This window comes from Blastococcus aggregatus (assembly GCF_900221005.1).
GTDB lineage: Bacteria > Actinomycetota > Actinomycetes > Mycobacteriales > Geodermatophilaceae > Blastococcus > Blastococcus aggregatus.
This window is the reverse complement of sequence record NZ_OBQI01000003.1, coordinates 631809-653026: the sequence shown is the minus strand read 5'-3', so window position 1 is coordinate 653026 and position 21218 is coordinate 631809. Positions and strand designations below refer to the sequence as shown.

The 21218-nt window shown below is 73.3% G+C and carries 21 protein-coding genes; 12 read left to right on the top strand and 9 right to left on the bottom strand.

Annotated elements, in window-relative coordinates:
• The first annotated feature begins 47 nt into the window (after window positions 1-47).
• Together secG and CRP29_RS12895 are read left to right on the top strand one after the other, a co-directional pair.
• On the top strand, window positions 48-281 hold the full coding sequence (gene secG / locus CRP29_RS12900) for a preprotein translocase subunit SecG (protein WP_097195411.1): 234 nt from the start codon (window positions 48-50) through the stop codon (window positions 279-281).
• A 120-nt stretch (window positions 282-401) separates the two neighbouring features.
• Window positions 402-743 carry an RNA polymerase-binding protein RbpA gene (locus CRP29_RS12895; RefSeq protein WP_097195410.1) on the top strand — a complete coding sequence of 114 codons (342 nt, stop codon included), beginning with the start codon at window positions 402-404 and terminating at the stop codon, window positions 741-743.
• 3 nt (window positions 744-746) lie between these two features.
• On the opposite strand, the gene CRP29_RS12890 is transcribed toward CRP29_RS12895, so the two are convergent.
• From CRP29_RS12890 to tkt, 7 genes are all read right to left on the bottom strand, one after another.
• Entirely contained in the window at window positions 747-938 is a 192-nt protein-coding gene (locus tag CRP29_RS12890; protein ID WP_097195409.1) for a hypothetical protein, read from the bottom strand.
• 165 nt (window positions 939-1103) lie between these two features.
• Window positions 1104-1916 (bottom strand): 6-phosphogluconolactonase, encoded by an 813-nt coding sequence (gene pgl / locus CRP29_RS12885; protein ID WP_097195408.1) that lies wholly within the window; start codon window positions 1914-1916, stop codon window positions 1104-1106.
• Window positions 1913-2950: a glucose-6-phosphate dehydrogenase assembly protein OpcA gene (locus tag CRP29_RS12880; protein ID WP_097195407.1), complete on the bottom strand. Its 1038-nt coding sequence runs from the start codon at window positions 2948-2950 to the stop codon at window positions 1913-1915. The genes pgl and CRP29_RS12880 overlap by 4 nt, the downstream gene beginning before the upstream one ends.
• A 64-nt stretch (window positions 2951-3014) precedes the next feature.
• Entirely contained in the window at window positions 3015-4532 is a 1518-nt protein-coding gene (zwf, locus tag CRP29_RS12875; protein WP_097195406.1) for a glucose-6-phosphate dehydrogenase, read from the bottom strand.
• 53 nt (window positions 4533-4585) lie between these two features.
• Window positions 4586-6190 carry a glucose-6-phosphate isomerase gene (locus CRP29_RS12870; protein ID WP_097195405.1) on the bottom strand — a complete coding sequence of 535 codons (1605 nt, stop codon included), beginning with the start codon at window positions 6188-6190 and terminating at the stop codon, window positions 4586-4588.
• Window positions 6187-7293 (bottom strand): transaldolase, encoded by a 1107-nt coding sequence (gene tal / locus CRP29_RS12865; protein WP_097195404.1) that lies wholly within the window; start codon window positions 7291-7293, stop codon window positions 6187-6189. Before tal ends, CRP29_RS12870 begins: the two co-directional genes overlap by 4 nt.
• A 55-nt stretch (window positions 7294-7348) precedes the next feature.
• Window positions 7349-9583 carry a transketolase gene (gene tkt / locus CRP29_RS12860; protein ID WP_097195403.1) on the bottom strand — a complete coding sequence of 745 codons (2235 nt, stop codon included), beginning with the start codon at window positions 9581-9583 and terminating at the stop codon, window positions 7349-7351.
• 338 nt (window positions 9584-9921) lie between these two features.
• On the opposite strand from tkt, the gene CRP29_RS12855 reads away from it, so the two are divergent.
• Together CRP29_RS12855 and CRP29_RS12850 are read left to right on the top strand one after the other, a co-directional pair.
• Entirely contained in the window at window positions 9922-10878 is a 957-nt protein-coding gene (locus CRP29_RS12855; protein ID WP_097195402.1) for a heme o synthase, read from the top strand.
• Window positions 10879-10885: 7 nt separating this feature from the next.
• The gene (locus CRP29_RS12850; RefSeq protein ID WP_097195401.1) at window positions 10886-11170 is read left to right on the top strand and encodes a hypothetical protein; all 285 of its coding nucleotides are present in this window, start codon (window positions 10886-10888) and stop codon (window positions 11168-11170) included.
• 65 nt (window positions 11171-11235) lie between these two features.
• Here CRP29_RS12850 and CRP29_RS12845 read toward each other — a convergent pair whose 3' ends face one another.
• Complete coding sequence (locus tag CRP29_RS12845; protein ID WP_097195400.1) at window positions 11236-12180, bottom strand: COX15/CtaA family protein; 945 nt, start codon at window positions 12178-12180, stop codon at window positions 11236-11238.
• 154 nt (window positions 12181-12334) lie between these two features.
• On the opposite strand from CRP29_RS12845, the gene CRP29_RS12840 reads away from it, so the two are divergent.
• The 8 genes from CRP29_RS12840 to CRP29_RS12805 are packed head-to-tail and all read left to right on the top strand — an operon-like array spanning window position 12335 to window position 19315.
• Complete coding sequence (locus CRP29_RS12840; RefSeq protein WP_245852766.1) at window positions 12335-13153, top strand: helix-turn-helix transcriptional regulator; 819 nt, start codon at window positions 12335-12337, stop codon at window positions 13151-13153.
• Window positions 13150-14589 carry a Fe-S cluster assembly protein SufB gene (gene sufB / locus CRP29_RS12835; protein WP_097195398.1) on the top strand — a complete coding sequence of 480 codons (1440 nt, stop codon included), beginning with the start codon at window positions 13150-13152 and terminating at the stop codon, window positions 14587-14589. Before CRP29_RS12840 ends, sufB begins: the two co-directional genes overlap by 4 nt.
• Window positions 14589-15920 (top strand): Fe-S cluster assembly protein SufD, encoded by a 1332-nt coding sequence (sufD, locus tag CRP29_RS12830; RefSeq protein ID WP_217991577.1) that lies wholly within the window; start codon window positions 14589-14591, stop codon window positions 15918-15920. The genes sufB and sufD overlap by 1 nt, the downstream gene beginning before the upstream one ends.
• Window positions 15921-15922: 2 nt before the next feature.
• Window positions 15923-16291, top strand: coding sequence for a Rieske (2Fe-2S) protein (locus CRP29_RS12825; RefSeq protein WP_097195397.1), 369 nt, complete (start codon window positions 15923-15925; stop codon window positions 16289-16291).
• A 13-nt stretch (window positions 16292-16304) separates the two neighbouring features.
• Window positions 16305-17093: a Fe-S cluster assembly ATPase SufC gene (sufC, locus tag CRP29_RS12820; RefSeq protein ID WP_097195396.1), complete on the top strand. Its 789-nt coding sequence runs from the start codon at window positions 16305-16307 to the stop codon at window positions 17091-17093.
• Complete coding sequence (locus tag CRP29_RS12815; protein ID WP_097195395.1) at window positions 17090-18400, top strand: cysteine desulfurase; 1311 nt, start codon at window positions 17090-17092, stop codon at window positions 18398-18400. The genes sufC and CRP29_RS12815 overlap by 4 nt, the downstream gene beginning before the upstream one ends.
• Window positions 18401-18410: 10 nt before the next feature.
• Complete coding sequence (gene sufU / locus CRP29_RS12810) at window positions 18411-18920, top strand: Fe-S cluster assembly sulfur transfer protein SufU (protein ID WP_097195394.1); 510 nt, start codon at window positions 18411-18413, stop codon at window positions 18918-18920.
• Window positions 18917-19315 carry a metal-sulfur cluster assembly factor gene (locus CRP29_RS12805; protein ID WP_091763705.1) on the top strand — a complete coding sequence of 133 codons (399 nt, stop codon included), beginning with the start codon at window positions 18917-18919 and terminating at the stop codon, window positions 19313-19315. Before sufU ends, CRP29_RS12805 begins: the two co-directional genes overlap by 4 nt.
• Before the next feature lie 67 nt (window positions 19316-19382).
• On the opposite strand, the gene CRP29_RS12800 is transcribed toward CRP29_RS12805, so the two are convergent.
• The gene (locus CRP29_RS12800) at window positions 19383-21188 is read right to left on the bottom strand and encodes an SCO7613 C-terminal domain-containing membrane protein (RefSeq protein ID WP_097195393.1); all 1806 of its coding nucleotides are present in this window, start codon (window positions 21186-21188) and stop codon (window positions 19383-19385) included.
• Window positions 21189-21218 lie beyond the last annotated feature (30 nt).

The following is a 21218-nucleotide window of genomic DNA, read 5'->3' as shown; positions in this document are numbered from 1 at the left end:
GACGAGATCCGGTGCCCGTCGCCGGTCCCGAGCCTGGAGAGGTCTTGATGGAGGTCGTCCTGAACGTGCTGCTGGTCCTCACCAGCACGCTGCTCGTGGTGCTCATCCTGCTGCACCGCGGCAAGGGCGGCGGCCTGTCCTCGATGTTCGGTGGCGCGGCGTCCGCGTCCCTGTCCGGGTCGTCGGTCGTGGAGAAGAACCTGAACCGGCTCACGATCTTCACGGCCCTGATCTGGACCGTGTGCATCGTCGGGCTGGGCCTGCTCGTCAAGGTCGGCTGAACCGCTCCGCTTGGCCGCAGATCGCGTGCGAAACGTGATCGGAGATCGCCCCTCCAGGCCCTAGACTTCGCCCGCGGTGGTGATCTGCCACACGCTCGGGTCGGAGATCAGGGGGCGCTCGTGGCTGGTGGCAACGCGATCCGGGGCAGCAGGGTCGGCGCAGGTCCGATCGGCGAGGCGGAGCGGGGCGAGTCCGCACCCCGGCGCCGGCTGCCGTTCTGGTGCGCCAACGGACACGAGACGCGGATCGCCTTCGCCAGCGACGCCGACGTCCCCGAGCTGTGGGACTGCCCCCGCTGCGGGCTCCCCGCCGGGCAGGACCAGAGCAACCCGCCGCCGGCCCCGCGCAACGAGCCCTACAAGACGCACCTGGCCTACGTCCGGGAGCGCCGCACCGACGCCGACGGCGACGCCCTCCTCGAGGAGGCGCTCACCCGCCTCCGCGCCCGCCGCGGGGCCTGACGTTCAGTCCGCGTGGCGCGTGCGCCACGCGGCGGCGGCCACGTCCCAGTAGTAGCGGGGCGGCCGCGCCCGGGGTGCGGCGCGTCCGGGGGTGGCCGGCGCCGGGGTGGTCGTCCCCAGCGTGACGAGGTCGTCCGCTGCGCCGGGACGCGGCGTCGGCAGGATCGTCGCGGTGCGCTGCTCGGTGGTGGTCATGGGCGGACCCCTCCTCCCGGCGCCGGGGGCTCCCGGCCTCGTGAGCGTCAGGGTGGGGGCTGCCCGGCACGCACGACAGCGCCTTCCGTCGTCCACCGCCGACGGGCACGGCCCGCCGTCACCGCTCGTGGCGCTCCCGGTGCACCCGGACGAACGGATCGAGGATCAGGAACGTCCCGGGAGCCTGCTCGCCGCGGCCACGTCGAGCAGCCACCTCGTGGCGCGGATGCCGTGCACGCCGGCGGCCGGGAGATCCCGCGGGTTCTCGCCCGACAACGCCCGGGCGACCGCCTCGGCCTTGCCCTCACCCTCGACCACGAGCCACACCTCGTCCGCCGCGGCGATGGCGCCGAAACCGAGGCTGACCCGCGTCGGCGGAGGCTTCGGGCAGTCGCGGACGGCGAACACCGGACGCTCGTCGCTCACGGCGGGCGAGTCCGGGAAGATCGAGGCCACGTGCCCCTCGGGCCCCATGCCGAGGAGCAGCACGTCGAAGCGCGGCACGGCGCCGTCGTCGCCCGCCGCGGCGGCCAGCTCGCCGGCGTACCAGGCGGCGGCGTCCTCCGGCTCGGCGAAGGAGCCGTCCGAGGGCGGCATGGCGTGCACCCGCGCGGGGTCCACGCCGACGCCGTCCAGCAGTGCGCGCCGCGCCGCCTTCTCGTTGCGCTCGTCGTCAGCGGCGGGGACGAAGCGCTCGTCGCCCCACCACACGTCCACGGACCCCCAGTCCACCGTCTCGCGCACCGGTTCGGCGGCCAGGGCGGCCACGTGCTCCAGGACGGCGATGCCGATGGAGCCCCCGGTCAGGACGACCGAGGCGGTGGCGCGCAGCGTCTGCGCCGCGGCCAGCCGGGCGACCAGGGCCTCGGCGACGCTGCGGGCCAGCCGGTCGGCGTCGGGCTCGATGACGACGTCCGGCGCCGGGTGTTCGGACGCGGCCAGCCGCCGGGCTGCCTCGTCGCCGGGGGAGAGGCTCACGATCCGCTCCTCGCTGCCGGGGTGTCGTCCCGTTCGTCGTCGTCCTCCGAGGGATCGAACCACACGTGCCCGCGCTCGGGGGACCGCTCGGTGAGCCCGGTCAGCCCCGTCGCGGACTCGAGGGCGTCGCTGTAGGGCTCGTCCGGGTCGAGCCGGCGCAGCTCCTCGCTCAGCAGGTCACCCAGCGCGCGGGCGGGCAGCGCCACCGTCCCATCGGGGCGGTTGGGCTGGGAGATGATCGCGCCGCCGCGGTGGTCGGCGGTGATCCGGACCTCCTCGTCCTGATCGAGCTGCAGGACCACGGATTCGACCCCGCTGGGGCCGGCGTGCTGCGTGCCGTCGGTGACCTCGATGCTGCAGCCGCAGCGCGAGGAGATCCAGCCGGCCAGCAGTTGCGCGGTGGCGTTGTGCGGATCGCCCTCGATCCGGCCGCCGATGATGCGCACGGCGTCGGCGCGGCGGCCGGCGACCGAGTCGACGGTCGAGGCGAGGACGGCCCGCCACGCGGTGCTGCGGGTCCAGGTGAGGTCGGTGTCGCCGGGGACGTAGTCCTCGCCCCGGATGCGCAGCGCGGCCCGCGGGTCGGGGGCCAGCGAGGCGTCGGTGATCCGGCGGTCGGCGATGACGGCCAGCGCGTCGGTGGCCAGCCGCTCCGGCGGCGCACCGTGCCACCAGGCGACGACAGGTGCGTCGGCGGCCAGCAGCGGGAGCACCACGGATTCCGAGTGCAGGGCCAGCCGCCCGTACATGCGCAGCACGACCGCCTCGCCCGGGCCGAGCCGACCGCCGATCTGCACCTCGGCGTCCAGCCGCGGCACCGGCGCCTCGATCTGCCGGCGGACCACGATGAGCACCCGGCAGGGATGCATCTCGGCCGCGTAGGTGGCGGCCTCCTCGGCCTCGGCCACCCGGGTCTCGTCCGCGACGACGACCAGGGTGAGCGCGACCCCGGAGAGGACCGCGCCGCCGGTCCGCCGCTGGGCGGCCAGCTCCTTGACCACGGCCGAGCCGGTGGTGTCCCACAGCGTCGTCACGGTCGCTCCTCTGCTCGGGGTGCCGCGAAGGGGCAGAAATGGCCATTCCTGCCCTGGGTGCGGGTCACGGTCGCCGCCACTGGCGCTTCTCGGCGGCGAGCATCTCGTCCGCGGAGCGCGGCCCCCACTCACCGGCGCGGTACGGATCGGGCTCCGTGCCCGCCCAGAACTCCTCGAGCGGGTCGATCACCGCCCAGGAGGCCTCCACCTCCGCGTTGCGCGGGAAGAGCGTCGCATCGCCGAGCAGGACGTCGAGGAGCAGCCGCTCGTAGGCCTCGGGCGAGGCCTCGGTGAACTGCTCGCCGTACAGGAAGTCCATCGAGACGTCGCGGACCTCCATGACGCTGCCGGGCACCTTCGAGCCGAACTTGAGGGTGACCCCCTCGTCCGGCTGCACCCGCACGACCAGCTGGTTGTTGCCCAGTTCCTCGGTGTCGGTGTCCGCGAAGGGCAGGTGCGGCGCGCGCTTGAACACCAGGGCGATCTCGGTGACCCGGCGCGGCAGCCGCTTGCCGGTGCGCAGGTAGAACGGCACCCCGGCCCAGCGCCGGGTCTCGACGCCGAGGCGGACGGCGGCGAAGGTCTCGGTGGTCGACCGGGGGTCGACGCCCTCCTCCTGGTGGTAGCCGAGGGCGCGCTCACCGGCCAGCCAGCCCTGCTCGTACTGCCCGCGGACGGCGAAGGTCCGCAGGTCGTCCGGAAGGGAGATGGCGCGCAGGACCTTGAGCTTCTCGATCCGGATCTGCTCGGCGGAGAACTCGACCGGTTCCTCCATCGCGGTGAGCGCCAGCAGCTGCAGCAGGTGGTTCTGCAGCACGTCCCGGGCGGCTCCGGTCTCCTCGTAGAAACCGGCCCGTCCGCCGATGCCGACGTCCTCGGCCATGGTGATCTGCACGGAGTCGACGTGATGGCCGTTCCAGACCGGCTCGAACAGGGTGTTGGCGAACCGCAGCGCCATCAGGTTCTGGACGGTCTCCTTGCCCAGGTAGTGGTCGATGCGGAAGACGTCGTCGGCACCGAAGACCGAGTCGACCAGCTCGTTGAGCGCGCGGCTGGAGGGGAGGTCGGTGCCGAAGGGCTTCTCGACGACCACCCGCCGCCAGCGGTCGGAGGTGCTCTCGGCCATCCCGGTGCGCTGCATCTGCTTGAGCACGGTCGGGAACATCGCCGGCGGGATGGAGAGGTAGAACGCCGCGTTGCCGCCGATGCCGTGGCTGCCCTCGAGCTCGGCCAGGGCGCCGGCGAGCTCGTCGAAGGCGTCGTCGTCGTCGAACGAGCCCTGCACGAAGCGGACGCTCGTCGCCAGCCGCTGCCAGACCTCCTCCCGCCAGGGAGTGCGCGCGTGCTTCCGGGCGGCCTCTCGGGCGAGGTCGGCGAACTCCGTGTCGCCCCAGTCGCGGCGGGCGAAGCCGAGCAGCGCGAAGTTGGTCGGCAGCAGGCCGCGGTTGGCGAGGTCGTAGACCGCCGGCAGCAGCTTCTTGCGGGCCAGGTCGCCGGTGATGCCGAAGACCACCAGGGCGCACGGCTCGGGAACCCGCGGCAGCCGCCGGTCACGCGGATCGCGCAGCGGGTTGGAGATCATGTCCGTCCTCGTGGTCCTCGTGGTCGGCGTGGGACTGCGCTGCGGCGGGTCGGTCAGGCGAGCGCGGCGAGGAGCTGGCCGATGCCCGCGGCCCGGTCGGTCAGGTGCAGGTGCAGGAGGGGCCGGCCGCGGTCGGCCAGGGCCTTCCGGTCGCCGGCGGCCTGGGCGGCCTGCAGGCCGCCGAACGTGAACGGCCGCTCGGGCACCGGGAGGTCTGTGCCGATCGCCCCGGTGACCTGCAGGAAGGCACCCGCCTGCGGGCCGCCCTTGTGGTACTGGCCGGTGGAGTGCAGGAACCGGGGCCCCCAGCCGAAGGTGACGGCGCGGGCGGTGCGGGCGGCCAGCGCGGAGCGCAGGTCGGCGGCGCTGGCGTCGGCGAGCCGGTCCAGGTAGGCCATGACCGCCAGGTAGCCGCGGTCGGGGACGGCGGCCAGCAGCGCGTCGAGGGCCAGCGCGACGCCGTCGTGCGCGCTGAGGTCGACGCCGTCGAGCACGCCACCGCTGCCGCGCACCTCGATCGCGCCGATCGTCGCGAGCGGCTGCTCGTCCGGGAGCCCCGCGTCGAGGATCGCGGAGGTGTTCTCCTTGCTCTCGGTCACGTTGGGCTGGTCGAAGGGGTTGATGCCCAGCACCCGGCCCGCCACGGCCGTGGCGTACTCCCAGCCCAGGAACTGGGCGCCCAGCGGGCCGGTGACGGCCAGCGACGGCGCCGCGGGTGGCGCGTCGGTGCCGACCAGGGCCAGCAAAGTGTCGTCGGCGGCGGACCCGGGGGCGGTGGCCGACTCGAGGACGACGGGCAGGATGCCGCGGCCCTCCTTGCCGGTGGACTCGGCGACGAGCTGCTCGGCCCAGTCGCCGAAGCCCTCGATCCCGGAGCCGCGCTGCGTGTCGGCCAGCGCGAGCTTGTCGCGGCCCTGCGCGGCGGCAGCACCGAGGACGAGCCCGAGCTCGAACGCCGGGTTGTCCGGCTGGGCCAGCTGCTCGGCCAGCTCCTCCGCGTCGTCCAGCAGCGCGCCGACGTCCACGCCGGCCAGCGCCGAGGGCACCAGACCGAACGCGGTGAGCGCGCTGTAGCGGCCACCGACGGTCGGGTCGGCGAGGAAGACGGCACGGGCGCCCATGGCGGCCGCGGTCTCCGACAGCGGCGAGTCCGGGTCGGTGACGACGACGAACCGCGCCCCGACCTGGCCTTCGTCCAGGCCGGCCTCGGCGAACGCGGCCTGGAACGCGCGGCGCTGGCTGTCGGTCTCGACCGTGCCCCCGGACTTGGAGCTGATCACGACGACGGTGCGCTCGAGGTCGGTCATCGCGGCGGCGACCTGGCCCGGGTCGGTGGTGTCGAGCACGACCAGGGGCACCCCGGCGGTCCGGCAGATCACCTCGGGCGCGAGCGACGAGCCGCCCATTCCGCACAGGACGACCCGGTCCAGGCCCTCGGCCTGCAGCTGCTCGCGCAGCTGGGCCAGCTGCTCGACCAGGGAGCGCGACGAGGTGGGCAGGTCCAGCCAGCCCAGCCGGATCGCCGCCTCGCTCTCGGCCTCCGGCCCCCACAGGGTGGCGTCCTTGCGGGCCAGCCGGGCGGCGACGTCGTCCGCGGTGAGCCGGCTCCGGACGTCGTCGGGGACCTCGATCCCCTCGACGTGGACCTCGAAACTCACTTCTTGTCCTCCAGCTGCGTGCGCACCGACTCGGTGAGCTCGTCCCAGGAGTCGACGAACTTCTGCACGCCCTCGTCCTCCAGGACCCGGAAGACGTCGTCGAGGTCCACGCCGGCGTCGGCGACGGCCTGCATGACCCCGGCCGCGTCGTCGTAGGACTTCTGCACCGGGGTGCCCGGGCTGCCGTGGTCGGCGTAGGCCATGAGCGTCTTCTCCGGCATGGTGTTCACCGTGCCGGGGGCGATGAGCTCGCTGATGTAGAGCGTGTCCGGGAGGTCGGGGTTCTTCACCCCGGTGGAGGCCCAGAGCGGGCGCTGCGGGCGGGCACCCTTCGCCTCGAGGGCCGCCCAGCGCTCGGAGGAGAAGACCTCCTCGTAGGCCTGGTAGGCCAGCTGGGCGTTGGCGACGCCGGCCTTGCTCTTCAGGGCGGCGTCCGCCCCCGCCTTGTCCAGCCGCTTGTCGATCTCGGTGTCCACGCGGGACACGAAGAACGAGGCGACCGACGCGATGCCGGACAGGTCGGCCTGCGGGTCGTCGGCCAGCCGGTCCTCGAGGCCGGACAGGTAGGCGTCCATGACCTCGCGGTAGCGGTCGGGGCTGAAGATCAACGTGACGTTGACGCTGATGCCCTTGCCGATCGAGGTCCGGATGGCCGGCAGGCCGGCCTCGGTCGCCGGGATCTTGATGAACAGGTTCGGCCGGTCCACCAGCCACCACAGGTGCGCCGCCTCGGCCGCGGTCGCATCGGTGTCGTGCGCCAGGCCCGGGGCGACCTCGAGGGAGACCCGGCCGTCACCCGGCCGGCGGTCGGCCACGGGTGCGAGCAGGTCGCAGGCGTCCCGGACGTCGGCGCCGGTGATGGTCCGCAGCGCCTCCTCGACGCTCACCTGCCGGACGGCCAGGGCGTGCAGCTGGTCGTCGTAGGACTCCGACCCGCTGATCGCCGCGGCGAAGATCGTCGGGTTGGTGGTGACGCCGACGATCGAGTGCTCGTCGACCAGCGACTGCAGGTTGCCGCTGCGGATGCGGTCGCGGGACAGGTCGTCGAGCCAGACGGCGACCCCGGCCGAGCTCAGTTCGGCCAGCTTCTCGTTCTGTGCCATGACAGGAGCCCTCCGGGCGTGGTCGTGTGCGGCTGGCGGACGGTCGCTCGGGAGATCAGCGATCGCCGGTGGGGGAGTGCAGGACGCCCGACGCGTCGGGGCCGAGCGGTCCGGCCGGCTCACCGGAGGCTGCCTCGATGCTCTCGCGAGCAGCGGCGACGACGGCCTCGGCGGTGAAGCCGAACTTCTCGTAGAGCACGCCGTAGGCAGCGCTCGCGCCGTAGTGGTCGATTCCCACGATCCGCCCGGCGTCGCCGACGAAGTCGCGCCAGCCCTGGGGGATGCCGGCCTCCACGCTCACGCGGGCCCGCACGGTGCGCGGCAGGACCTCCTCGCGGTAGGCGCGGTCCTGGGCGGCGAACCACTCGACGCACGGGACGGAGACGACACGGGTCGGGATCCCGTCGGCCTCGAGCTGCTCGCGCGCGGCCATGGCGATCTGCACCTCCGAGCCGGTGCCCAGCAGGATGACCTGCGGTGCGCCGGAGGAGGCCTCGGCCAGCACGTAGGCGCCGCGGGCGGTGCCTTCGGCCGAGGCGACCTGCGACCGGTCGAAGACGGGCAGGTTCTGCCGGGACAGCGCCAGCCCGGCGGGCCGGTCGTTGTGCTCGAGGATGGTCCGCCAGGCGACGGCGACCTCGTTGGCGTCGGCGGGGCGCACCACGTCGAGGCCGGGGATCGCGCGCAGGGCGGCGAGGTGCTCGATCGGCTGGTGGGTCGGGCCGTCCTCGCCCAGGCCGATCGAGTCGTGCGTCCAGACGTAGGTGACCGGCAGCTGCATGAGCGCCGCCAGCCGCACGGCGCCGCGCATGTAGTCGGAGAAGGTGAGGAAGGTGCCGCCGTAGACGCGGGTGCCGCCGTGCAGGGCGATCCCGTTCATGACCGCCCCCATGGCGTGCTCGCGCACACCGAAGTGCAGGGTGCGCCCGTAGGGGCCGCCGGACCAGGTCTTGGTCTGACGGTCGGCCGGCAGGAACGACGGCTCACCCTTCACCGCGGTGTTGTTGCTCTCCGCGAGGTCGGCCGAGCCGCCCCACAGCTCGGGCAGCGCCGGGTAGAGCGCGGCGAGCACCTCGCCGGAGGCCTTGCGGGTGGCCACGCCCTTCTCGTCGGCCGGCCAGCTCGGGAGCTGCTCCGCCCAGCCGTCGGGCAGCGTGCGGGTGGTCATGCGCTCGAGCAGCGCGGCGCCCCCGGGGTTGGCCTGCTGCCAGGCGGTGAAGCGCTCCTGCCACTCGGCGTGCGCCGAGCGGCCGCGGTCGACGACCTTCCGGGCGTGCGCCAGCACCGAGGCGTCGACGTCGAAGGACGTCGAGGGGTCGAAGCCGAGGATCTCCTTGGTGGCCCGCACCTCGTCCTCGCCGAGCGCGGAGCCGTGGGAGGCGCCGGTGTTCTGCTTGTTCGGGGCCGGCCAGCCGATGATCGTGCGGAGCACGATGATCGACGGGCGGCGGGTCTCGGCCTTGGCGGCGGCGAGCGCCGCGTCCAGGGCGGCGAGGTCCTCGCCGTCGTCCACGTGCTGGACGTGCCAGCCGTAGGCCTCGTAGCGCTTGCCGACGTCCTCGGTGAAGGCGACGGTCGTGTCGTCCTCGATGGAGATCTTGTTGTCGTCGTAGACCAGGACCAGGTTGCCCAGCCGCTGCGTGCCGGCCAGGGACGACGCCTCGCCGCTGACGCCCTCCTCGAGGTCGCCGTCGGAGCAGAAGGCCCAGACGGTGTGGTCGAAGAGGCTCTCGCCCTCGGGGGCGTCCGGGTCGAGCAGGCCGCGCTCGCGGCGGGCGGCCATGGCCATGCCGACGGCGTTGCCGACGCCCTGCCCCAGCGGGCCGGTCGTGGTCTCGACGCCGGGCGTGTGGTTGACCTCGGGGTGACCGGGGGTGAGCGATCCCCAGGTACGCAGAGCGCGCAGATCATCCAGCTCGAGTCCGTAGCCCGAGAGGTACAGCTGCACGTAGAGCGTCAGGCTGGAGTGCCCCATCGACAGCACGAACCGGTCGCGCGCGACCCACTGCGGGTCGGTCGGGTCGTGCCGCAGCCAGCGCTGGAAGAGCAGGTACGCCGCCGGCGCCATGCTCATGGCGGTGCCGGGGTGGCCGTTGCCGGCTTGCTGCACGGCTTCCATCGCCAGGACGCGCGCGGTGTCGATCGCGGTGCGGTCGAGGTCGCCGAAGCCCTCGGGGAGGGTGGGGTGCGGCTGGTTCGGGGAGCCGGTGGGGGAGTCCGTCGCGGCCTCGGCGGGAGCCTCGGGCTCGGTGCTCTGGGTGTTCTCCGTGCTCGTGCTGTCCGGTGCCATCGTGGCTCGGTGCTCCCTCGGGTCGGGCCTGGCGGGCCGCCCGGGGAAAGGACTGCGCCCGGGCGGACGACGTGCGTCTGCAGCGACGGGCCGCGGCCCCTCCGGCCCGTTGCCGGACCGGGAGCGCGTCGTCGTCGACGTCGGCCCTACCCGCTGCACATGCAGCATCAACGCGATCAAGCCTAGCCGGGCGGAACCGGAGCCGCGCCCAGGGAGGAGGCCTCCGCGGGCTATAGTGGGCCGCGTTCCCATCCCCGGTTCGGAGTAGGCCCCTTCGTGCTTCCCGCCTGGCCTGCAGTGCACTGCTGCGAGCGCGCCGCCGCGTCCCAGGGCGTCCTGTGACGGCGCTCTCGGAGCGCTCCGCCGCCGCCTCGCGCCGGGAGTCCACCCGCTCGTCGACCGGCCGCACGGCCGTCGTGCGGCGCCGGGTGCTGGCCTTCGTGGGCCTCACCAAGCCCCGGATCATCGAACTGCTGCTGGTGACGACCGTGCCGGCGATGATGCTCGCCGACCGAGGCTGGCCGTCGCTGTCGCTGCTGCTGTTCACGCTGCTCGGCGGCACGCTCGCCGCCGGTGCGGCCAACGTCTTCAACTGCTACTTCGACCGCGACATCGACAAGCTGATGCAGCGCACGCAGAAGCGGCCGCTGGTCACCGGCGAGGTCACGCCCCGCGCGGCGCTGATCTTCGGCATCGTCCTGACGGTCACCTCGATCGCGCTGCTGCTCGCGACCACCACCGTGCTGGCCGCGGCGCTCGCGGCCGGGGCGATCTTCTACTACGCCGTGCTCTACACGATGGTGTTCAAGCGGCACACCCGCCGCAGCACCGAGTGGGGCGGGGTCCCGGGCGCGGCTCCGGTGCTCATCGGATGGGCGGCCGTGACCGGCTCCCTGGACTGGCCGGCCGTCGTGGTGTTCGGCATCGTCTTCGCCTGGCAGATGCCGCACTTCTGGGCGCTGGCCCTGCGGTTCAAGGACGACTACGCGCGCGCCGACGTCCCGATGCTGCCGGTGGTGACCAGCGAGCTCTCCGTCGGCCGGCAGTCGGTCGCCTGGGCGTACGTGACGGTCGCCGTCTCGCTGCTGCTGTGGCCGGTGGCCACCGACTACGGGATCGGCCTCGGCTACACCGTGCCCGCGGTGCTCCTCGGCGCCTGGTTCGTGCTCGAGTCGCACCGGCTGCTGGGCCGGATCAAGCGCGGCGGGGACATCAAGTCGATGTCGCTGTTCCACGTCTCGATCTCGTACCTGTCGCTGCTGATGGTCGCGATCATCGTCGACGCCATCGTCTGAGCCCACCGTGCGGCGCGACCTGACCAACGCGCGGATGGGGGAGCTGCTCGGGCTCGACTGGCGCACCTATTCGCTGCGCGTGAACGGCATCGCGGCGGCCGAGGTCGAGTCGCTGGTCGAGGCCGGCGCGCCGGTGGTCACCTACCTCGCGGGCGGGCACCTCGTATGGCACGACGAGGAGGACGCCTGGCCGGCCTGGGCCGACGCGCGCAGCGCCCCCGCGCGGGTCACCGCCAGTCGCTGGGAGTCGCCGGACGGATCAGTCGCGGTCGTCCTCGTCTGGCACGACTGACGTGGTGCGCGGACAGGCCGAACCGGTGACCGGAACGGCGCATCAGCGCACCTCGTCGGCGCGGGTCAGCGGGTGGCGGCGGCCTTCTCGGGAGTGGGGCTGACCGGGAGCTCGGAGGCGGGGCCGCGGACCGACCAGACCAGCCGCGCGGTGTAGGCGGTGATCAGCACCGCGCCCAGCATGTGCAGCAGCACGAGCGCGATCGGCAGCTCGGTGAAGTACTGGACGTAGCCGACGACGCCCTGCGCCAGCTGGACGATCAGCAGGTCGCGGGCGGCCCGGCGGACGCGGTCGGGGGAGTCGGTGGCGTAGAGGGCGACCAGCAGCGCGACGGTCAGGCCGAGCAGCAGGAAGACGACGTCGGCGTGCAGCTGGCTGATCAGCTCGGTGTCGATGCCGATCCGGTTGCCGGTCGGGATGTCGTTCTCGTCCACGTCGCCGCTGTGCGGGCCGCTGCCGGTGACGATGGTGCCGACGACGATGACGGCCGCCGTCGCGGCGGCGATGCCCCACGTGAGCAGGACGAACGGGCGGCGCAGCAGCGGCGGGCCGACGCCGGGTTCGCGCGAGCGCAGCCAGAGGGTCGTCGCGAGGGCGACCAGCACCGCCGAGACGAGGAAGTGCGCGGCCACCGTCCACGGGTTGAGCCCGGTGAGCACCGTGACGCCGCCGAGCAGGGCCTGCGCCGGGACGCCGAGGAAGGTGACGACGGCCAGCCGTCGGAGGTCCCGTCGCGGCGAGCGCCAGACGGCGACGACGGTGGCGATCGCGGCCGCGGCCACGACGAAGGTGAGCAGCCGGTTGCCGAACTCGATCGCCCCGTTGATCGCCAGCTCGTCGGTGCTGACGAAGCTCTCCTCGGTGCACCGCGGCCAGGTCGGGCAGCCCAGCCCCGAGCCGGTGAGCCGCACGGCGCCGCCGGTGACGACGATCAGGCCGTTGGCGACGGCGTTGACCAGCGCGAGGCGGGAGATGGTCGCGGGGGAGAAGGACGTGGGCAGGACCGGCACGCCTCCGATGCTAGGTGGCGGCGACCCGCCCGCCGCTCGCGCCGGAGTGCCGTCGGGCACGCCTGGGTGACGCTCGTCACGCGGAGGGCGACGGCCGACCACTTCTTAGGTTGACCTTGCTTGCAGGGTCCTCGATTTAAGACACACTCGTGTTGTGGAAAGCGCTGTGGCACCCCCGCGCTCGTCGGCCCCGGCCGACGACGGGCGTACCCGCGACCGCGTCAGCGCCCTGCTCCTCGAGCACGGGCCGCAGACCGCCACCGAGCTCGCCGCGCGGCTGGGCATCTCGCCGGCCGCCGTCCGCCGGCACCTCGACTCCCTGGTCGCCGCCGGGCGGATCGAGGAGCGGGTGGCCGGGCGGACCGGGTCCGACGGGCATCGCGGCCGCGGCCGCCCCGCCCGGCGGTTCCACCTCACCGACGCCGGCCGCTCCGCCTTCCCGCACGCCTACGACGACCTCGCGCTGACCGCGCTCCGGTTCGTCGCGGCCTCCGGTGGCCCCGACGCCGTCCGCACCGTCGCCGAGCAGCAGCTCGCCGGGCTCGAGGCCCGCGCCTCCAGCGCCGTCGAGAGCGCCGTGCGCGCGGCCGGGGGAGCGCCGGTGGACCGGGCCCAGGCCCTGGCCGCGGCGCTCACGGCCGAGGGCTACGCTGCCACGGCCTCCGCGATCTCCGGCGGGGGGCAGCTCTGCCAGCACCACTGCCCGGTGGCGCACGTGGCCGCGGAGTTCCCCCAGCTGTGCGAGGCCGAGACCGCGGTGATCGGCCGGCTCGTGGGCACCCACGTGCAGCGGCTGGCCACGATCGCCCACGGCGACGGGATCTGCACCACACACCTCCCAGGGCCCCTGCGTCCGGGGAACAGAACGGCCCCCGCACGCCCTGTACCTGGTGAGCGAGCAGCGCCCCACAGCGCGCCCACCGAACAGTCCAGCACTGCCCTCGCGAACGACCGGGAGAGGACGCCCGCATGACCAGCACCCAGCAGCCGGTGAGCACGCCGCTGACGCAGGACGAGCAGATCGATCAGCTCGGACGGTACGAGTACGGCTGGGCCGACGCCGACGTCGCCGGTGCCTCCGCTCGTCGCGGGATCGACGAGGACGTCGTCCGCGACATCTCCGCCCGCAAGAACGAGCCCGAGTGGATGCTCGAGCGCCGCCTCAAGGCCCTCAAGCTCTTCGGCCGCAAGCCCATGCCCGACTGGGGTTCCGACCTCTCCGGCATCGACTTCCAGAACATCAAGTACTTCGTGCGCTCCACCGAGGCCCAGGCGACCTCGTGGGAGGACCTGCCCGACGACATCAAGAACACCTACGACCGCCTGGGCATCCCGGAGGCCGAGAAGCAGCGGCTCGTCTCCGGTGTCGCCGCGCAGTACGAGTCCGAGGTCGTCTACCACCAGATCCAGAAGGAGCTCGAGGACCAGGGCGTCATCTTCCTGGACACCGACTCGGCCCTGAAGGAGCACCCGGAGATCTTCCAGGAGTACTTCGGCTCGGTGATCCCGTCCGGCGACAACAAGTTCGCGGCGCTCAACACCGCGACCTGGTCGGGTGGCTCGTTCATCTACGTGCCGCCGGGCGTGCACGTGGAGATCCCGCTGCAGGCCTACTTCCGGATCAACACCGAGAACATGGGCCAGTTCGAGCGGACGCTGATCATCGTCGACGAGGGCGCCTACGTGCACTACGTCGAGGGCTGCACCGCGCCGATCTACAAGAGCGACTCGCTGCACTCCGCGGTCGTCGAGATCATCGTCAAGAAGAACGCGCGCTGCCGGTACACGACCATCCAGAACTGGTCGAACAACGTCTACAACCTGGTCACCAAGCGGGCCGTGGCCCACGAGGGCGCGACCATGGAGTGGGTCGACGGCAACCTCGGCTCCAAGGTGACGATGAAGTACCCGGCGGTCTGGATGACCGGCGAGCACGCCAAGGGCGAGGTGCTCTCGATCGCCTTCGCGGGCGAGGGGCAGCACCAGGACGCCGGCGCCAAGATGGTGCACGCCGCGCCGCACACCTCCTCGACGATCATCAGCAAGTCCGTCGCCCGTGGCGGTGGCCGCACCTCCTACCGCGGCCTCGTCCAGATCGACGAGGGCGCCTACGGCTCCAAGTCGACGGTGAAGTGCGACGCCCTGCTGGTCGACACGATCAGCCGGTCGGACACCTACCCCTACGTCGACGTCCGCGAGGACGACGTCTCGATGGGCCACGAGGCCACCGTCTCGCGGGTCAGCGACGACCAGCTCTTCTACCTCATGAGCCGCGGCATGTCCGAGGACGAGGCCATGGCGATGGTGGTGCGCGGGTTCGTCGAGCCGATCGCCCGCGAGCTGCCCATGGAGTACGCCCTCGAGCTCAACCGGCTCATCGAACTGCAGATGGAAGGTGCCGTCGGCTGATGACCGACTCGACCACCGGTACGACCGACCTGACCACCCAGCCCGCGACCCTCGCCTCGGAGCTCTTCGCTCCGGGCGTGGGCGCCCAGGCGGGCCCGCCGACCACCCCGGCATCCGACACCGGCAGCGCCGGTAACGCGTCCCCGGGTGCGCACTCGCACGGTGGACCCACGCCGACCGGCTCGCCGCCGGAACGGCTCACCTCCACCGACCCGGACGTCTTCGGCGCGCCCACCGGGCGCGAGGAGACGTGGCGGTTCACGCCCATGAAGCGGATCCGTCCGCTCCTGGACGGCGCCGCCTCCGACGCGCGGCTCACCTGGACGACCGACCTGCCCGAGGGCGTCGAGCTGAGCCGCGTCGACGCCGGCGACCCGCTGATCAAGGGCCTGCCCGAGCCCGTCGACCGGCTGGCCGCCCTCACCCGCCAGCGGGCCGGTGGCGCCGACGTCGTCCGCGTGGCGAAGGAAGCGCAGCTGGACCGCCCGGTGACCCTGGCCCTGGCCGGCACCGGCGGCGACGACGTCGTCTGGGGCCAGCTCGTCATCGACGTCGGCGCGTTCGCCAAGGCGACCGTCGTCCTCGACCACACCGGCCCGGCGAAGTACTCCGGCGGCGTGACCGTGCTCGCCGGCGACGGCGCGCAGGTCACGCTGGTCTCGGTCCAGGACTGGGCTCCCGGCTCCGTGCACGGCGGGCAGTACGACGCCGTCGTCGGCCGGGACGCCACGTACAAGCAGGTCGTGGTCACCCTCGGCGGCGACCTCGTGCGCCTGGTCAGCAACGTGCAGTACTCCGGCACCGGCGGCCGCGCGGACCTCTTCGGCGTCTACTTCTCCGACCAGACGCAGCACCAGGAGCACCGGCTCTGGGTCGACCACGCCGTCCCGAACTGCACCAGCAACGTGCTCTACAAGGGTGCGCTGCAGGGTGAGGGCGCGCGCACGGTCTGGATCGGCGACGTCCGCATCCGCCCGGCCGCGACCGGCACCGAGACCTACGAGCTCAACCGCAACCTGGTGCTCACCGACGGCGCCCGCGCCGACTCGGTGCCGAACCTGGAGATCGAGACCGGGGAGATCGTCAGCGCCGGCCACGCCAGCGCCACCGGCCGGTTCGACGACGAGCAGCTGTTCTACCTCTGCTCGCGCGGCATCGACGCCGAGACCGCCCGACGCCTGGTCGTCCGCGGCTTCTTCGCCGACGTCGTCCAGAACATCGGGATCGACGCCCTCCAGGACCGCCTGATGGGCACCATCGAGACGCGCCTCGGTGCTGCGTTCTCGGACCCGGACCCTGCCTCTTCGATCCAGCCCGTCGAGGTCGCCTGACCATGGCCTTCGAACGCGTCTGCGGACTGTCCGACGTCCCCGAGAACGGCGCCCTGCGCGTCGAGCTCGCGGACATCGACGTCGCCGTCGTCCGCTTCGAGGGGCAGCTCTACGCCCTCGAGGACCGGTGCTCGCACGCCGACGTCCCGCTGAGCGAGGGGGACGTCGAGCAGTTCAACGGCGCCCCCACCATCGAGTGCTACCTGCACGGCTCGTGCTTCGACCTGCGCACGGGCGAGCCCACCAACCTGCCGGCGACCGAGCCGGTCGACGTCTACCCGGTCCGCGTGGAAGGGGAGGACGTGCTCGTCGACACCGAAGCGAACGCAGCGACGAGCGCCGTCCAGCCTTCCCGCGCGGCCGGCAACTGAGGAGCGAGAAGAAGTGTCCGTTCTGGAGATCCGCGACCTGCACGTCTCGGTCGGCGAGGGTGACGACGCCAAGGAGATCCTCCGCGGCGTCGACCTGACCGTCCGGTCGGGCGAGACCCACGCGATCATGGGCCCCAACGGGTCGGGCAAGTCCACCCTGGCCTACTCGATCGCCGGCCACCCCAAGTACACCGTCACCGGCGGCACCGTGACCCTCGACGGCGAGGACGTCCTCGCGATGACCGTCGACGAGCGCGCCCGGGCCGGCCTGTTCCTGGCGATGCAGTACCCCGTCGAGGTGCCCGGCGTCTCGGTGTCGAACTTCCTGCGCACCGCGGCCACCGCGATCAAGGGCGAGGCTCCCAAGCTGCGCACCTGGGTCAAGGACGTCAAGGCCGAGATGGAACTGCTCGAGATGGACTCCGCGTTCGCCGAGCGCAACGTCAACGAGGGCTTCTCCGGCGGTGAGAAGAAGCGCCACGAGATCCTGCAGATGCGCCTGCTCAAGCCGGCCATCGCGATCCTCGACGAGACGGACTCCGGTCTGGACGTCGACGCGCTGCGGATCGTCTCCGAGGGCGTCAACCGCACCCGCGAGGAGGGCGAGATCGGCGTCCTGCTGATCACGCACTACACGCGGATCCTGCGCTACATCAAGCCGGACTTCGTGCACGTCTTCGTCGCCGGCAAGGTCGTCGCCGAGGGCGGCGCAGAGCTGGCCGACCAGCTGGAGAACGAGGGCTACGCCGCCTACGTCAAGGACTCCAACGAGCTGGCCGCCGCGGAGGGCGCGCGCGCATGACCCAGACCGCCTCGCGTCCCGGCACGGGGGCGCTGAAGCCGCTTCCCCTGGACGTCGAGGCGATCCGGGCGGACTTCCCGATCCTGAGCCGCACGGTCCGGGACGGGAAGAAGCTCGTCTACCTCGACTCCGGGGCGACCTCGCAGAAGCCCCGCTCGGTGCTGGACGCCGAGCGGGAGTTCTACGAGCGCTACAACGCCGCCCCCCACCGCGGCGCGCATGCGCTCGCCGAGGAGGCGACCGGGCACTACGAGGCCGCCCGCGCCACCATCGGTGCGTTCATCGGCGCTCCGGAGCGGGAGATCGTCTTCACCCGCAACAGCACCGAGTCGATCAACCTCGTCGCCTACGCGCTGTCGAACGCCGCGACGGCGAAGGATCCGGCCTTCCGCGAGTACGCCGTGGGCCAGGGCGACGAGATCGTGGTCTCCGAGATGGAGCACCACGCCAACCTCGTGCCGTGGCAGCAGCTGTGCGAGCGCACCGGGGCGACCCTGCGCTGGCTCGGCCTGACCGACGACGGCCGGCTGGACCTCTCCGACCTGGCCACGGTGGTCAACGAGCGCACCAAGCTCGTCGCGATCACCCAGCAGTCGAACATCCTGGGCACCATCAACCCGCTGGGCGAGATCATCGCCCGTGCCCGCGAGGTCGGTGCCCTGGTGCTGGTCGACGGCGCGCAGTCGGTGCCGCACCAGCCGGTCGACGTCACCGAGCTCGGCGCGGACTTCCTGGTCTTCTCCGGGCACAAGATGCTGGGCCCGACCGGCATCGGCGTGCTGTGGGGCCGCTACGAGGTCCTCGACAAGCTGCCGCCGTTCATGACCGGCGGCTCGATGATCGAGGTCGTGCGGATGGAGGGCAGCACGTTCGCCGCCCCGCCGCAGCGCTTCGAGGCCGGCGTCCCGATGACCGCGCAGGCCATCGGCCTGGCCGCGGCGGTCGAGTACCTGCAGGCCCTCGGCATGGACCGCGTCGAGGAGCACGAGAAGCTCCTCACCGGGTACGCGCTGGAGAAGCTCGCCGAGATCCCCGGCGTCACCGTGATCGGCCCGCAGGACACCGTGGCCCGCGGCGGAGCGATCTCGTTCACCGTCGAGGGCATCCACCCGCACGACGTCGGCCAGGTCCTCGACGACCACGGCATCGCCGTCCGGGTCGGCCACCACTGCGCCTGGCCGGTCGTCCGGCGCTACGGCGTCCCGGCCACCACCCGCGCCACCTTCTACGTGCACACCGGGTACGACGACATCGACGCCCTGGCGGACGGAATTCGGGCGGCCCAGAAGTTCTTCGGAACGGTGTGAGGTCGCACTGATGCAGCTCGAATCGATGTACCAGGAGATCATCCTGGACCACTACAAGAACCCGCACGGGCGAGGTCTCCGCGAGCCCTTCGAGGCCGAGGTGCACCACGTCAACCCGACCTGCGGGGACGAGGTGACCCTCCGGGTGCACCTGGGGAGTGACGCCGCGGGGGAGCCGATCCTGTCGGACGTCTCCTACGAGGGCATGGGCTGCTCGATCAGCCAGGCCTCGATCTCGGCGATGTACGACCTCGTCCTCGGCAAGAGCGTGCACGAGGCCCTCGCCGCCGGCGACGACTTCATGACGCTGATGCAGGCCAAGGGCGACCCCGCCGTCGCCGAGAAGCTCGAGGACAGCCTGGAGGACGCGGTCGCGTTCGCCGGCGTCTCCAAGTACCCGGCCCGGATCAAGTGCGCGCTGATGAGCTGGATGGCGTTGAAGGACGCCTCCGCCCGGGCACTGTCCACCACGACTGCGCAGGCCACCCACCCCACCGCCCCAGCCGGAGGAACGCCATGAGCGCCGACAGCAGCACCGAGAACGCCACCCCCGCCACCGACGGTGCGCCGGGCGACCTGCCGGCCTACAAGTCGGCGCTCCTCGAGGACCTCGAGGAGGCCATGCGCGACGTCGTCGACCCCGAGCTCGGCGTGAACGTCGTCGACCTGGGCCTGGTCTACGGCCTCGACGTCGACGACAACAACATCGCGATCATCGACATGACGCTCACCTCGGCGGCCTGCCCGCTGACCGACGTCATCGAGGACCAGGCCCGCCAGGCCCTCACCGGCGGCCCCGGCCCCGGGCTCGTGGACGACATCCGGATCAACTGGGTCTGGATGCCGCCGTGGGGCCCCGACAAGATCACCGACGACGGTCGCGAGCAGCTGCGCGCGCTCGGCTTCCGCGTCTGAGCTCCGCCGCACGTCCGGACGCCCGTGCCCCCGCCGTGGGGGTGCGGGCGTTCGCCGTCCCGGCGCCTCAGCGGAGGTCGGCGAGGCGGGTCGCGAAGCCGGCGACCGGCCGGCGCTCCCGGTGCATCCCGATCGCCAGCAGCACGCCGCCCACGACCAGCGCGGTCGCCACCGGCCACGGCAGCGCACGGACGGCGAGGCCCAGGCCGACGACCAGCGCGGTCCAGGCGCCGACCACCAGCGGCGCCCGCCGGCCGGCCCTGGCGCCGGCGACCAGCACGACGGCGGCGAGCGCGAGCACGACCACCGCCCGCGGCACGTCGGGCCGGAGGACGGCGAGCAGCGCCGACGGCACGGCCGCGACGAGCAGGCCCGGCCCCCACGCCGCCCAGGAGCGGTCCCGCCCGAGCCCCCGCCCGTTCGCGGCCAGCAACCCCAGCGCGGCCGGCAGGCTGTAGGCCTCCACCGCGCCGGCGCCCGCGAGACCTGCGGCGATCCAGGCGGCGACCACGAGCTCGGCGGCCCCCACCCGCCAGGCGGCGGGCCGGTCGGCGTCCTCGGCCGGAGCCGTGGCCGGGCGGCCGCTCCACCACGCCCACGCGAGGGTCACCGCGCCCTGCACCGCCAGGTGCGTGGCGAGCCGCCCCGGCTGCCCGTCCCCGGCCAGCAGCACCGCGGCCGCGGCCGCGCAGCCCGCCGCAGCGGCCGCCGTCGCCCGGCGGGACTCCCGCTCGAGCCGGGCGGCGATGGCCAGCGACGCGACGAACAGGCCGGTGAGCAGGGCCGCCACCTGGGCCGGCGACGCCCAGCCGTCCGGCAGCCCGAACAGCGCGGCGGCGGCCAGGCAGCCGACGGCCGTCGGCGCGGCGACCGGGCGGTCGTCCCGCCGGGAGGCGCCCACCCACACCGTCGGGGCGGCGGTGAGCAGGAGCAGCAGGGCGATCTCCGACCAGTGCCGGCCGTCGAGGAGGCGGAGGACCGACAGGACGGCGAGCAGCACACCGCCGGTCAGGGCGACGGGCAGGAGGAGCCCGCGCCGCCAGCCGGACAGCTCGGCGGCCGCCGTGGCGGCCACCAGGACGCCGACGAACCCGCCGAACGCGACCGCGACCGGACCACCGGCGGAGCCCGCTCCGGTGACTGCCACGGCGGTCATCGCGCCGGCGAAGACCGGCACCAGCCGAGGTGGCCCGAGCAGCACGTCCAGGGGCTGCCGCAGCCGCGCCAGCAGGAGCCCGGCGGCAGCGGCTGCCACGAGCGCCGTCGCCGCCCAGCGCTCGGCCGGGCCAGCGGTCCAGGCCTCCCGGGAGCCGGTGAGGACGCCGGCGGCGAACCACGGCGCCGTCGTCAGCAGAGTCAGCCGGGCGACCAGGGGGCGGGCCCACAGCGCCACACCGAGGCCCACGAGCGAGATGCCCAGGAACAGCTCGGTGGTCAGCGAGTCGGGGACACCACCGAGCGACCGCAGGGCGGCCAGCTGCGCGGACGCCCACGCGGCCAGGGGCCAGGCGGCGGGAACGGGGGAGAGGAAGCGCAGCGCGAGGAACGCGCCCGCGAGAGCGAGCGGCGGCAGCGGGTTCCCGCCCGAGGCCGGGCTGCCGAGGTCGCTCCCGGCCAGCGCCAGACCGGCGGCGCTCGCGGCGAGGGTCTCGGCGGAGCTGTGCAGCCGGTGCCTGTCGGCGCGCACCGCGAAGCCGGCGGCGACCGCGGCGAGGGCGAGCACCAGGAGGCGGGCACCGGCGCCCCCGGAGGCGGCGACGACGGCGGCGCCGGCGCTGACCAGCAGCACGGCACCCACGCCGAGCAGCACCTGCGGCGGGCGCACCCGGGAGGGCAGGGGAGCGGGCGGCCGATGGGCGACCTGCTGGTCCATGACCGCCTCCTTCCCGGTCGGCGAGGCGTT